At 64.7% G+C, this 12,523-nt stretch carries 11 protein-coding genes; 9 read left to right on the top strand and 2 right to left on the bottom strand.

Going from position 1 to position 12,523, the window contains the following annotated elements; all coding sequences use genetic code 11:
• The first annotated feature begins 11 nt into the window (after window positions 1–11).
• From ACGK9R_RS03910 to ACGK9R_RS03880, 7 genes are all read left to right on the top strand, one after another.
• Window positions 12–1,295, top strand: coding sequence for a NupC/NupG family nucleoside CNT transporter (locus ACGK9R_RS03910; protein ID WP_394578342.1), 1,284 nt, complete (start codon window positions 12–14; stop codon window positions 1,293–1,295).
• A gap of 139 nt (window positions 1,296–1,434) precedes the next feature.
• Window positions 1,435–2,223: a deoxyribose-phosphate aldolase gene (deoC, locus tag ACGK9R_RS03905; RefSeq protein ID WP_394578340.1), complete on the top strand. Its 789-nt coding sequence runs from the start codon at window positions 1,435–1,437 to the stop codon at window positions 2,221–2,223.
• 2 nt (window positions 2,224–2,225) lie between these two features.
• Window positions 2,226–3,560 carry a thymidine phosphorylase gene (gene deoA, locus ACGK9R_RS03900; RefSeq protein ID WP_394578338.1) on the top strand — a complete coding sequence of 445 codons (1,335 nt, stop codon included), beginning with the start codon at window positions 2,226–2,228 and terminating at the stop codon, window positions 3,558–3,560.
• Window positions 3,560–4,798, top strand: a complete 1,239-nt coding sequence (locus ACGK9R_RS03895; protein WP_394578336.1) for a phosphopentomutase — start codon at window positions 3,560–3,562, stop codon at window positions 4,796–4,798. Before deoA ends, ACGK9R_RS03895 begins: the two co-directional genes overlap by 1 nt.
• 29 nt (window positions 4,799–4,827) lie before the next feature.
• Window positions 4,828–5,562: a purine-nucleoside phosphorylase gene (deoD, locus tag ACGK9R_RS03890; protein WP_394578334.1), complete on the top strand. Its 735-nt coding sequence runs from the start codon at window positions 4,828–4,830 to the stop codon at window positions 5,560–5,562.
• Window positions 5,559–5,963, top strand: a complete 405-nt coding sequence (cdd, locus tag ACGK9R_RS03885; RefSeq protein WP_394578332.1) for a cytidine deaminase — start codon at window positions 5,559–5,561, stop codon at window positions 5,961–5,963. Before deoD ends, cdd begins: the two co-directional genes overlap by 4 nt.
• Before the next feature lie 104 nt (window positions 5,964–6,067).
• Complete coding sequence (locus tag ACGK9R_RS03880) at window positions 6,068–7,201, top strand: aminotransferase class V-fold PLP-dependent enzyme (protein WP_394578330.1); 1,134 nt, start codon at window positions 6,068–6,070, stop codon at window positions 7,199–7,201.
• A 71-nt stretch (window positions 7,202–7,272) separates the two neighbouring features.
• Here ACGK9R_RS03880 and ACGK9R_RS03875 read toward each other — a convergent pair whose 3' ends face one another.
• Window positions 7,273–8,697, bottom strand: a complete 1,425-nt coding sequence (locus ACGK9R_RS03875) for a hypothetical protein (protein WP_394578328.1) — start codon at window positions 8,695–8,697, stop codon at window positions 7,273–7,275.
• 145 nt (window positions 8,698–8,842) lie between these two features.
• Here ACGK9R_RS03875 and ACGK9R_RS03870 point away from each other — a divergent pair, with 145 nt between their 5' ends.
• Window positions 8,843–9,664: a J domain-containing protein gene (locus ACGK9R_RS03870; protein ID WP_394578326.1), complete on the top strand. Its 822-nt coding sequence runs from the start codon at window positions 8,843–8,845 to the stop codon at window positions 9,662–9,664.
• A gap of 68 nt (window positions 9,665–9,732) precedes the next feature.
• Window positions 9,733–10,170, top strand: a complete 438-nt coding sequence (locus ACGK9R_RS03865; protein ID WP_394578323.1) for a hypothetical protein — start codon at window positions 9,733–9,735, stop codon at window positions 10,168–10,170.
• Here ACGK9R_RS03865 and ACGK9R_RS03860 read toward each other — a convergent pair.
• Window positions 10,081–12,504, bottom strand: coding sequence for a mechanosensitive ion channel domain-containing protein (locus ACGK9R_RS03860; protein WP_394578321.1), 2,424 nt, complete (start codon window positions 12,502–12,504; stop codon window positions 10,081–10,083). The genes ACGK9R_RS03865 and ACGK9R_RS03860 overlap by 90 nt on opposite strands.
• Between the last annotated feature and the right edge of the window lie 19 nt (window positions 12,505–12,523).

The raw sequence follows: 12,523 nt of genomic DNA, 5'->3' as shown, positions 1-12,523 counted from the left end.
AGGATCCCCTTATGACACTCCTTATGAGCTTGGTCGGCATGGCCACCCTGGTGGCCATCGCCCTGCTGTTCTCTTATGACCGCAAGGCCATCCGCCTGCGCACGGTGCTCGGCGCCTTCGCCATTCAGGCGGGTATCGGCGCGTTCGTGCTCTACATTCCGTTTGGCCAGGCGTTTCTGCAAACCATCTCCTTCGGCGTCAGCCAGGTGCTGGTCTTCGCCAACGACGGCATCGACTTTCTCTTCGGTGGGCTGGCCGATGTCGAGAGCATCGGCTTCGTCTTCGCCGTGCGCGTACTGCCGGTCATCATCTTTTTCTCCTCACTGATCGCCGTGCTTTATTACCTGGGGATCATGCAGTGGATCATCCGCATTCTCGGCGGGGCGCTGCAGAAGGCGCTCGGCACCTCGCGCACCGAGTCGCTCTCGGCCACCGCCAATATCTTCGTTGGCCAGACCGAGGCCCCGCTGGTCGTGCGCCCGTTCATCGCGCGCATGACGCCGTCGCAACTCTTTGCGGTGATGTGTGGGGGTCTTGCGTCGGTAGCGGGCTCGGTACTGGCGGGCTACGCCCAGCTCGGCATTCCCATGGAGTACCTGGTGGCGGCGTCGTTCATGGCAGCACCTGGCGGGCTTCTGTTCGCCAAGCTGATCATGCCGGAAACCCGCGACAACCAGGACGCCGACAACGTTTCCAGAGTGGATGAAGAGCTCAAGGAGCAGGAAGACAAGCCGGTCAACGTGCTCGACGCCGCGGCTTCCGGGGCGAGCTCCGGGCTGATGCTCGCCGCCAACGTCGGCGCGATGCTGCTGGCCTTCATCGGCTTGATCGCGCTGGTCAACGGCATTCTCGGCGGCGTGGGCGGCTGGGTCGGCTTCGAGTCGCTGAGCCTCGAGCTGATTCTGGGCTGGCTGTTCGCGCCGCTGGCGTTTCTGCTCGGCGTCCCCTGGTCCGAGGCCACGCTTGCCGGCTCCTTCATTGGCCAGAAAATCGTGGTCAACGAGTTCGTCGCCTTCATCAACCTGGCGCCCTACATCGATGGGGAACAGGTGGTGGCCGCAACCGGTCAAACCATGACGCCTCATACCCAAGCGGTTCTTTCGTTCGCGCTGTGCGGCTTCGCCAACCTCTCCTCCATCGCTATTTTGCTGGGCGGGCTTGGCAGCATCGCGCCCACGCGGCGCAACGAAATCGCCCGCTACGGTGTCAAGGCCGTACTGGCGGGGACGCTGTCGAACTTGATGTCGGCGTCGATCGCGGGCTTTTTCATTGCGCTGGGCAGTATCGCGGCGTAGGCCCCGCCGCAGCGTGAGCGAACGGGCACGGCCAGGCGCAGTGCCCGTTCGTGTTTTATACGCATGCTTTTTAGGCCATGCATTTTGTCACTTACCGAATTCATACCCATTACCGAATTCATACCAATGCGAGAACGCCATGACCGCTTCTTCCGACCTGATTCACGCCGCTAAACAAGCGCTCGCCCTGATGGACGTCACCAGCCTTAACGACGACGATACCGATGCGCGCATCGAGTCGCTTTGCCAGATGGTCAAAACCCCGGTCGGGACCCCAGCTGCCGTCTGCGTCTACCCGCAGTTCATCGTCACCGCCGCGCGCGCGCTGACCGCGCATAATTTGAAAGGCCAGGTGAAGATCGCCTCGGTCACCAACTTCCCCGCTGGCGGCGACGACATCATGGGCGCGGCGCGGGAAACCCGCGAAGCCGTGGCCTCCGGCGCCGACGAAGTCGACGTAGTGTTCCCCTACCGCGCCCTGATGGCCGGCGACGAAGAGACCGGCCGCGAGCTCGTCGAAATGTGCAAGGCGGCCTGCGGCGGCCAGGCCATTCTCAAGGTCATCATCGAGTCCGGCGAGTTGAAAACGCCGGAGCTGATCAAGCGTGCAAGCGAGCTCGCCATCGAAGGCGGCGCCGACTTCATCAAGACCTCCACCGGCAAGGTCGCCACCAACGCCACGCTCGAGGCCGCCGAGATCATGCTCACCGCGATCAAGCAAAGCGGCCAGAACGTGGGCTTCAAGGCCGCCGGCGGCGTGCGCACCGTCACGGAGGCCGCCGAGTACCTGAAACTCGCCGCCGACATCATGGGCCCGCACTGGGTCACGCCCGCCCACTTTCGCTTCGGCGCCTCGAGCCTGCTCGGCGATGTACTGATGACGCTGAACCCGGACGCCGACGCTGCAACGCAAGAAGGAGGCTACTAAGCATGGCACACCTGCTCCCCCAGGAATTCATTCGCCAGAAACGCGATGGCCAGGCGCTTGCCATCAATGAGATCAAGCACTTCGTCCAGGGTATCGCGGACGATCGCATCAGCGACGCCCAGATCGGCGCCTTCACCATGGCGGTGTACCTGAACGGCATGACCCGCGAGGAAGTAGTCGCGCTGACCACCGCCACCCGCGACTCCGGCCACGTCATGCAGTGGGACTCGCTGAACCTGCCCGGCCCGGTGGTCGACAAGCACTCCACCGGCGGCGTGGGCGACCTGGTGTCATTGGTGCTCGGTCCCTGGGTCGCGGCCTGCGGCGCCTTCGTTCCGATGATTTCCGGGCGCGGGCTCGGCCACACCGGCGGCACGCTCGACAAGCTCGAGTCGATCCCGGGCTACGACCCCTACCCCGCTCCAGAGCGCTTCGGCCAGATCGTCCAGTCCACGGGCGTTGCCATCATCGGCCAGACCGGCAACCTCGCCCCGGCGGACAAGCGTATTTACGGCGTGCGCGACATCACCGGCACGGTGGAGTCGATTCCCTTGATCACCGCCTCGATCCTCGGCAAGAAGCTCGCCTCGGGGCTGGATGCGCTGGTGATGGACGTCAAGGTCGGCAGCGGCGCTTTCATGCCGACGCCGCAAAAGTCCCGCGAGCTCGCCGAGAGCATCGCCAACGTGGCCACCCAGGCCGGTACGCCGACCACCGCCCTTCTGACCGACATGAGCCAGCCGCTGGCGCCCTGTGCCGGCAATGCGGTGGAAATCGTCGAGACGCTTGCGCTTTTGCGCGGCGAGCGCCCGCAAAGCCGGGTGATGCAGGTCACTCGCGAGCTCGCCGTCGAGATGCTGCTGGCGGGCAAGCTCGTCCAGAGCCGCGACGAGGCGCTGGCCAAGCTCGACAAGGCGCTGACCTCCGGGGCCGCCGCCGAGGTGTTCGCACGCATGGTGTCGGAGCTCGGCGGGCCGAAGGACTTCATGGAGCGAAGCGAGCACTACCTGCCCAAAGCGAACGTGGTGAAGCCGATTTACGCCGATAACGCGGGCATCGTCTCGCGCATCGACACCCGGGCGGTGGGCATGAGCGTGGTCGAGCTCGGCGGCGGGCGGCTGCGTAACGACGCCAAGGTCGATCACAGCGTCGGCTTCAGCGCGATTGCCGAGATCGGTGATCGCGTCGATGCCGATACACCGCTGGCCTTCGTTCACGCGGCTAATGAGGACGCCGCACGCCGCGCCGCCGAGCAGCTCAAGGCCGCGATCAGCCTTGGGCAGAACGCCGCCGAGGCGGATACGCTGATTCAGGATACCTTCAGAGGAGAAGCCTAATGCGACGCGCCATCGTAGTGGTACTCGACTCCTTCGGCATCGGCTCGGCGCCGGACGCCGCTGACTTCGGCGACCAGGGCGCCGATACGCTCGGTCACATCGCCGCTGCCTGTGCCCGCGGCGAGGCGGACACCGACACCCGTAGCGGCCCCTTGAAACTGCCCAATATGGGCAGGCTTGGTCTCTTCCACGCCCACCGGGATGCCACCGGCAGCGTCGCCGAAGGCGTCGAGCTACCTGAAGAGCTGACCGGCGCCTACGCCCACGCCCGGGAGATCTCCAGCGGCAAGGACACGCCGTCCGGCCACTGGGAAATCGCCGGCGTGCCGGTGCGCTTCGACTGGGGCTACTTCCTCGATAAAGAGCAGAGCTTTCCGCCGGAACTCCTGGAGCAAATCGTCGAGCAAGCCGAGCTCCCCGGCGTGCTGGGCAACTGCCACGCCTCGGGCACCGAGATCATCGCGCGCCTGGGTGAGGAGCACGTCGAAAGCGGCAAGCCGATCGTCTACACCTCGGCGGATTCGGTATTCCAGATCGCCGCCCACGAGGAGCACTTCGGCCTCGAGAAGCTCTACGCGCTGTGCGAAACCGTGCGCGAGCTGCTCGAGCCCTACAACATCGGCCGGGTCATCGCGCGGCCCTTCGTCGGCGAGAGCGCGAAGACCTTCGAGCGCACCGGCAACCGCCGCGACTACAGCATCGAGCCGCCCACGCCGACGGTGCTGCAGAAGCTTGCGGAGGCCGGCGGCGAGGTGGTGTCGATCGGCAAGATCGCCGACATCTACGCCCACTGCGGCATCACCCACAAGGTGAAGGCGAGCGGCCACGACGCGCTGATGGAGGCAACCCTTGGCGAAATCGCGCGTACCGACCGCCGCGACAAGCCGACCTACATCATGGCCAACTTCGTCGACTTCGACTCGCTCTACGGCCACCGCCGCGACATTGCCGGCTACGCAGCCGCGCTCGAGCACTTCGACGCCCGCCTGCCGGAGCTTCTCGAGGCGCTTGATGATGAAGATCTGCTGATTCTCACTGCAGACCACGGCTGCGACCCGAGCTGGAAAGGCACCGAGCACACCCGTGAGTACGTGCCGATTCTGGTGCGCGGTGGCACTTTCGCGCCGGGGCCGCTTGGCAAGCGCGACACCTTCGCCGATATCGGTCAGACCCTGGCCGACTACTTCGTGCTGCGCGCAATGGACGACGGCGAAAGCTTTCTGCCCCGCGTGGCCTGACCCACTGACTGGATAATCGAGGAGTTTGCATGGCAACGCCGCATATCAACGCTGAAAAGGGCGATTTCGCCGATACCGTGCTCATGCCCGGCGACCCGCTGCGGGCAAAGTACATTGCCGAGAACTATCTGGAGAACGTGCGCCAGGTCAACGACGTGCGCGGCATGCTTGGCTTCACCGGCACCTACCGCGGCGTCGAAGTCTCGGTGATGGGTCACGGCATGGGGATTCCGTCGGTGTCGATCTACGCCAAGGAGCTGATCACCGATTTTGGGGTGAAGTCGATCATTCGCGTGGGCTCCTGCGGCGCGGTGCGTGACGACGTCAACGTGCGCGATGTGGTGATTGGTTTGGGCGCCAGCACCGACTCCAAGGTCAACCGCATGCGCTTCAATGATCATGACCTGGCCGCCATCGCCGACTTCGAGTGGGCGAGCCACGCCGTGGCCGCCGCCAAAGCGCAGAACGTGCCGGTCAAGGTGGGCAACATCTTCTCGGCGGATCTGTTCTACAACCCCCAGGAGCAGATGGCCGAGCTGATGAAGCGCTACAACATCGTCGGCGTCGAGATGGAAGCCGCGGGGCTCTACGGCGTGGCCGCCGAGTTCGGCGCCCGGGCGCTGACGATCTGTACCGTGTCGGATCACATCCTCAAGGGCGACTCGCTCTCCAGCGCCGAGCGCCAGAGCACCTTCAACGACATGATGACCATCGCCCTCGAGGCGGTGCTGCGCGACAAGGGCGCGCTCAAGGAAACAGCATGAAAATCGACGACGCCCTGCTCGAGAAGCTGACCAAGGCGCTGGCCAACGCCTACGTGCCCTACTCCGACCACCCGGTCGCCTCCATCATGGAAACGCCGGGCGGCGAGCAGTTCGTCGGCTGCAACGTCGAAGTCGCCCATTACAAGGGCGTCTGCGCCGAAGGCTCGGCGATTTCGGCGATGGTCACCTCTGGCCACCGCCAGCTGGCCAAAGTATTTGTGATGGGCCCGGGGGATCACCTGTGCACGCCCTGCGGCGACTGTCGCCAGCGCATTCGCGAGTTCGCCACGCCGGAGACCGAGATCCACGTCGTCTCCCGCGAAGGCGAGATCCTGAAAACCTACAGCATGGAGCAACTGCTGCCGGACGCCTTCGGCCCCGAGCAGCTGCCGCCGCGCTGATGCCCAAGGCCCTGCCGTTCGTCCGGCGGGGCCTGGCTGGCACCCCCTGCCTAATCCTCGTATGCTGAAGTCCCTTCCCGCTCCCCCACTTCAGGAGAAACGCCATGGCGGCTTTGTTACCCAACGTCGACCCCAACGGTCTGCTCGAATACTCCGTGGTCTACACCGACCGCTCGCTGAACCACATGTCGAAGCGTTTCCAGCACGTGATGCGCGACATTTCCGCCACCCTGAAAGAGGTCTATAACGCCGAGGCCAGCGTCATCGTGCCCGGCAGCGGCACCTTCGGTATGGAAGCGGTGGCGCGCCAGTTCGCTCAGAACGAGAACGTCATGGTGGTGCGCAACGGCTGGTTCAGCTACCGCTGGACGCAGATCATCGAGATGGGTCGGCTGACCGACCACCACCAGGCGCTCAAGGCGCGCCGGACCGGCCCCGCGGATTCGCGCGCGCCCTTCGCCCCGGTGCCGGCAAGCGAGGTCGCCGAGCGTATCCGCGCGGAAAAACCCGCCGTGGTCTTCGCCCCCCAGGTGGAAACCTCCGCCGGCATTCTGCTGCCGGATGATTACATTCGCGAAGTGGGTAAAGCCGCCCGCGAGGTCGGGGCGCTGTTCGTGCTCGATGCCATCGCTGCCGGTACGCTGTGGGTCGATATGCAGAACCTGAATATCGACGTGGTGGTCAGCGCCCCGCAGAAAGGCTGGAGCGGCCCGCCCTGCTGCGCCATGGTGATGCTCGGGCGCCGCGCCGTCGAGCGCCTCGATACCACCCAGAGCAACAGCTTCGCCTGCGATCTGGGCAAGTGGCACGCCATCATGCAGGCCTATGAAAACGGCGGCCACGCGTACCACGCCACCATGCCCACCGACGCCCTGCGAACGCTTAGCGCCATCATGGAAGAGACCCGCGCGTACGGCTTCGACAAGGTGAAGCAGGAGCAGATCGAGCTCGGCGGCCAGGTACGCGCCATGCTCGCCCGCCAGGGATTCAAGAGTGTGGCCGCCGAGGGCTTTCAAGCGCCCGGCGTGGTGGTCAGCTATACCGAGGATGGCGGTATCGTCGGCAAGCTGGCGGAGGCCGGCGTGCAGGTGGCCGGCGGTGTGCCGCTGATGTGCGACGAAGGCGACGATTTTTCTACTTTCCGCATCGGGCTCTTTGGGCTCGACAAGCTGCACCACACCGAGCGCAGTGTCGAAAAACTCGAAGAGGCGATTGAGCGGGTTGTGGGTGAGGCGTAAATGGTAAGTGGTAAGTGGTAAGTGGTAAGTCGTGAATGGTAAGGGGTGAGTCGTGAATCGTTGGAGTGCCCTCAGGGGCGCTTTTCGTTGGCTGTTCCCTGGTCGACGCGTTCGACGTCGACGATGCCGGAGCGGCTGACCACGACCTTCCAGCGCGCCAGGTGGGGCTCGTCTTCGCTGCCGGTTTCGCGAATCACCAGATTGAACAGGTGACGGCGCTCGACGCCTTCGCGCACTACCTGGCCCTCCTTGAGTCGGTAGATGTGGTGCTTGCCTTTGCTCATCAGCCGGGTGAGTAGCGAGATATCCAGCGTCAGCGTTTCGCGGGTGTGCTCGTAGCCGCTCAAAAAGCGTGTGGGCGACATGCGCGAGCGGGAGCGGTAGTGCAGCACCAGTTCCTCGCGCTGGGCGACGTTGCGGTGGCGCAGCTTTCGAATCTCCTCGTCGAGCGAGGCGTAGCGTTTGTAGTTGAACCACTCGAACTGGTGGCCAACCAGCACATCGCGGGTGGCGTCCTTGTAGTGGCGCCGCCATTTCGGGCGCCCCTTGCGCAGCACCCGCCACAGGGTATTGCGCAAATCATCCTTGAACACCTCACGCATGGCGTACAAAAACGCCATCGCCAGCACGAAAATGGCGGTGAAGTCCCCGACCTCCTGGCGCAGCCGCAGCACCCCGAGCGTGACGAAGACCATCACCACGGCAGTGGCCAGCCCCTTGACCGCCTTTTGCTCCATGTTGCCAAGCTCCAGCGACTCCTGCTTTAGCGTAATCGGATACTCGATCAACCGGCGCAGCAGGCGCATCTTGTTGGACATGCGGGTAGGATCCGCCATCACCCGCTCAGCGTTGTACTGACGCTCGCGGCGGTAGTCGTTCTCGATCTCACTCAGATTGATCAGCTGTGCGCGCACCGGGTTGAAAACGCCGCCGCGGGGCAGGTGCGCCACCAGCGCCAAACGCTGCTGCTCGGTGAACCAGGAGAGATAGTTGTCGATATTGGCGAAATACTTGTAGAGCGTTTCGTCGCCGGGCTCGTTGCGCCGTAGCCGCTTGAGGATCTCCTCGCTGAGCTGATTGACCTCGTCGACCTTGCCCAGCAGCGTTTCGCGGCTTTCAAGCTCCGCTTCGGTGAGCGGCTCTTTCTTGTCCAGACGCAGCGAGCGGGTGTCGGCAAGAATCGTCTGTACCGCCTGCTCGAGCGCGATCACGTACTGGTAGGCGTAAAGACTCAGGCTCAACCGGTAGGATTCGCTGCCCAGCCGGTTGCGGCTCGCCAAACGGCTGTGCACCAGCGGCAGGTGGTACTCATCGCTGTAGTAGGTGCGCGACACCTGCACGGCGCTATGGAAAAACGCCTCCTCGGTGATCAGCTGGGTGCTGAGCCCCAGCTCGCCGGGCACGAACAGATAAACGTCAAGCCGGTGCGAGGTTTCCTCCTTGAGCCGCCGGGTCAGCCGAAGCTGGAAGCTATTTTTACGCTCGACGTTGATCACCTGGGCGTGTGTCCTCACAGTTGAAAGTGGCTTGAGTGTGACGATACTGGTCCGGGCCGTTATTCGCCAGCGCTGGACGCGGGCTTGCCATCGTTTCGGGCTCGGGCGACTATGGCTCGCCACGATTGACTTCCCCGGAGCCCGAATGCCCACCGCCCGTTTCTCGCGCTTCGAGCGAATGCTGGTCGAAAGCCATAGCCAGGTGGATTCGGCGGTGCTTCTGCTGCTGGCTTGGGTGCTGTGCAAACGCCCCGAGCTTTCACCGACCCAGCGGCTACAGCGCCTGGCGCGCGCCGGCGAGCGCTTTACCCACGGCCACGGGCTCAAATGCGTGCTGGAGATCGCAGGCGAGGATACCCGGGCGCTGCAGTTGGCCGCCGAGATCGTACAAAGCGAGTGTCCGCCGGCGCGTCGGCCCGCCGTTCTGCATCAGGCCATCCTGTTGGCGACCGATGACGGCGCGCTGTCGCCGGCCAATCATTACGTGCTGCGCTTTCTGGCTGACCTGCTCGCTTTCGAACCCGATGCCCTGGCGGCGTTTTTTCTCGAGCTGACCGGCACCGCGCTGACGCCGCCCGAGGATATCAGCCGCCACGACTACTGGCTGCGCGAAGATAGCGCCTATCGTCAAGCGCAGGCGGAAAAGACGCAGGCGGAGCAACGGGCAAGGGAGCAACGCGCCCGGGAAGAGCGCCAGAGACAGGAGCGTGAAAACGCCGAAAGCGCCAGGCGTGAGCGCGCCCAGGCCGCGCCTTCCGATGCCTACAAGAGCCGCCGGGCGCTGGCGGTGCTGGGGCTCGCGCCCGGCGCCAGCCGCGAGGAGATTCGCCGCGCTTATCGGCGCCTGGCGCAGCTTCACCACCCGGATCGCGCCTACGCCAAAAGCGAGCACCACGTGGCGCTGGCCTCGAAGCGGTTTCAACGCATCAAAAGCGCCTATGATTATCTGATCAAGGCGAGCCTTTGACGGCCAGAATCCTGCGCGCACCCCATGCTCGCCATTTTGAATGCACCACTCACTGCCGAGAGTTTTTCATGCGCGACCTTTACAAGCGCCTTGCCCTGTCGCCATCGGTTGACCAGCCCACGCTCGACGCGGCGCTTTCGCGCTGCGCCCACAGTGCGCTTCGCCGCGATGGCGAGGCGACTCTGGGCGACCCCTGCCACCGTGCGCGCTACGACGAGCTACACCGTACCCTGGGCGATATCGGCCGGCTCAGAGCCGGGCTTGGCCTGACCCACGCGCCGCACTGGCAGGGCGAAGCGGCCAACGACTTCTCGCTGCCCGCCGAAACCCGCATGCCACGGCGTGCGGCGCTTTCCAACCAAATCGCGCAGGCGGTTGCGTTTTTCGAGCGCTGGCGCGGCGCGCCGAGCGCGTGGCTACTCGTCGCCGTTTTCACCATGGGTGCTGGCGTAGGCCTCGCTCTGGGATTGGCCCTGCTCGCGTGGTTGGGTTCGGGTCGTTTCTGAGGCGCGCTCGCGCTCGTCCCGGCGCGTTTCGGCCTCGGTGGGCCGCGGCGCCGGCCGGGGCGGCGGTGGCCGCTTGCGCGGGCCATCCGGCTCTTCGTTTTCAGTCTCGATAAAGAAGTCGGTGCCTGCGGTTTCGTCGACCTCACGCTGAGAGCGCGGCTCCATGCTGAGGCTGAGCCGCGGCACGCCAAGGTCGATGTGCTGCGCTTCCATGCGCTGCTTGAGCAGCAGGTTGAAGGCGCGCGACACATCCCACTGCATCTCCGGCGCGGTGCGAAAGCGCATACGCAGGATCGGGCAGCCATCCTCGAAGCCCTGCACGCCCTGCATCTCCAGCGGTGACCAGATGTAGTGGCGCATCATCGGGTCTTTCCTGAGCTCCTGCGCGGTCTCCTGCATCAGCGTGATGGCGTCGTCAATGTGCATGTCGTAGGGAATCCGGATACGCATCAACGCGATACCGAACTGGCGCGACATGTTGTGGATCGACTCGATCCGGCTGAAGGTGATGATATGCACGATGCCGTCGAGATCGCGCAGCTTCACCGTGCGCAGCGTCAGGCCTTCGACGGTGCCCATATGGCTGTTGATCTGAACGAAGTCGTCCACCGCCAACGAATCCTCGATCAAAATGAAGATGCCGGTTATCAAATCCTGCACCAGCGTCTGGGCCCCAAAACCGATCGCCAGACCGATGACACCGGCACCGGCGAGCAGCGGCGTCACGTTCACCCCGATATTGGCAAGCCCCACGATCACCGCGATGATTAAGATGGTGACGAAGATGACGTTACGGATCATTGGCGTGATCGTCTGCGCCCGGGCCTGATTGACGCGGCGCCCGCGCGAGCGCGCAGAAGAAGTCAGCGCCCGCGAAATGGCGGTATCGGCGAAGATCCACACAAGCCAGGCGATCAGAATGGTCGCGCCCAGGCTCACCAGCGCCTGGCCGATACGGGCGCTGGCCACCGCCTGCTGGCCCAGGCCAAAGAGCGAGCCGCCCCACACCTGCATCGAAAGCTCGGCGAACACCATCCACGCGCACAGATGCGCCAGCACGAAACCGAAGCGCTCCAGACGTTTGCGGTACTGGCTATGGCGGCGCCGGTGGCGGCGTTTGGTCAGCCGCTCGGCCTGGCGGCGCAGAAGCCCGGTGACCACCAGCGTCAGTACCAGAAGGCTCGCCGAGATGATCGAGCGCGCCAGGGCCGTCGCCACATCGCCCACGGTGATGAAGATCGCCAACAGCGAGCCGCCGACCATCAACAGGGCCGGAATGTGCCACAGCCCGCCCAGGGTACGCACCATTTCCACTGCGGCGCTGGCGTCGCGGCGTTGCTTGTAGGGGCGATTGCAGATCAAGTGGCGAATCGGGCGCTTGAACTTGATGATGAAGCGCGCCGCCAAAAGCGCCGCCAGCATGTTGGCAAGCACCGAGACGAGACTGGCAAGCTCACCGCCGAGAAGGTCGACCAGGCGAATGGAGTTGACCGCATCGCCGAGGGCGATCAGCGCGCCGATCAGAAATAGCCCGCGCAGCGCCTGATTCTGCAGTTGCTGCACGGCGGTGAAGCGATGGCCGCGGCTAAAGAACGCAATGACCGTTTCGAACACCACGGAAAGCGCCCGCCCGCACAGGCAGACGTACGCCACGACCAGCACCAGGGTACGCCCGGCGCTGTAGGGTAAGAGCTGGCCGATGCCAAGAATCACCGCGAACGACAGCGCCCAGGGCAGCATACGGCGGAAAAAGTGCGCCACCAGCAGCCAGGCCTTGGGGTCTCGGGGCAGATCCAGCGGCCACTCGCGCCGAGTGGCGACGAGTCGCCCGAAGGCGATCATGGCGATCAGAAGCGCCACCCAGATGGCGGCGAGCACGGCGGCGTCGACCACCTCACGAATCGCCTCGCCCTGGCCGGTGCCGGCGTTGAGCGCGCGCAAATCCTCCGCGCCCTGTAGAAGCTGGCGCGACCACTCATCGACCGGCGAGTGGCCGGACTGCGCCTGATCGCCCAGGTCGCTGAGCGTATCCGCCAGCGCCCCGAGAAGCCCCTGGCGCGCCTGGCCTTGCTCCTCGGCGGCCTCGGACGTCGTTTGCAGCTCACGCAGTGAATCGAGCAGCGCGCTGCGCTGCTCCTCGTTTTCGAGCAGCCGGATGACATCGGCAAGCGAGCTCTGGAACTCGTCGTTGCTCACCTGGGGTTGCTCGCTTTGCTCACCGCCGCCGGTCAGGCTCGGCAGGTCGACCCCCTGAGCCTGGGCCGAGCCCATAAGGGCAGAAAGCCCCCAAAGCGCGATACTCAAAACGAACGTGATCAAGGAGTGCTTTCGCACATGCGCCTCCGGGCTAAAA

The sequence above is a fragment of the Halomonas sp. HNIBRBA4712 genome (assembly GCF_043558675.1).
Taxonomy (GTDB): Bacteria; Pseudomonadota; Gammaproteobacteria; order Pseudomonadales; family Halomonadaceae; genus Vreelandella.
Note: the sequence above shows the minus strand (reverse complement) of the source record. Positions and strands in the feature narration are given on the sequence as shown.

Excerpts from the sequence above, each read along its gene's own strand:
- ACGK9R_RS03910 (WP_394578342.1), top strand. The coding sequence starts at position 12 with ATGACACTCCTTATGAGCTTGGTCGGCATGGCCACCCTGGTGGCCATC.
- deoC (WP_394578340.1), top strand. The coding sequence starts at position 1,435 with ATGACCGCTTCTTCCGACCTGATTCACGCCGCTAAACAAGCGCTCGCC.
- deoA (WP_394578338.1), top strand. The coding sequence starts at position 2,226 with ATGGCACACCTGCTCCCCCAGGAATTCATTCGCCAGAAACGCGATGGC.
- ACGK9R_RS03895 (WP_394578336.1), top strand. The coding sequence starts at position 3,560 with ATGCGACGCGCCATCGTAGTGGTACTCGACTCCTTCGGCATCGGCTCG.
- deoD (WP_394578334.1), top strand. The coding sequence starts at position 4,828 with ATGGCAACGCCGCATATCAACGCTGAAAAGGGCGATTTCGCCGATACC.
- cdd (WP_394578332.1), top strand. The coding sequence starts at position 5,559 with ATGAAAATCGACGACGCCCTGCTCGAGAAGCTGACCAAGGCGCTGGCC.
- ACGK9R_RS03880 (WP_394578330.1), top strand. The coding sequence starts at position 6,068 with ATGGCGGCTTTGTTACCCAACGTCGACCCCAACGGTCTGCTCGAATAC.
- ACGK9R_RS03870 (WP_394578326.1), top strand. The coding sequence starts at position 8,843 with ATGCCCACCGCCCGTTTCTCGCGCTTCGAGCGAATGCTGGTCGAAAGC.
- ACGK9R_RS03865 (WP_394578323.1), top strand. The coding sequence starts at position 9,733 with ATGCGCGACCTTTACAAGCGCCTTGCCCTGTCGCCATCGGTTGACCAG.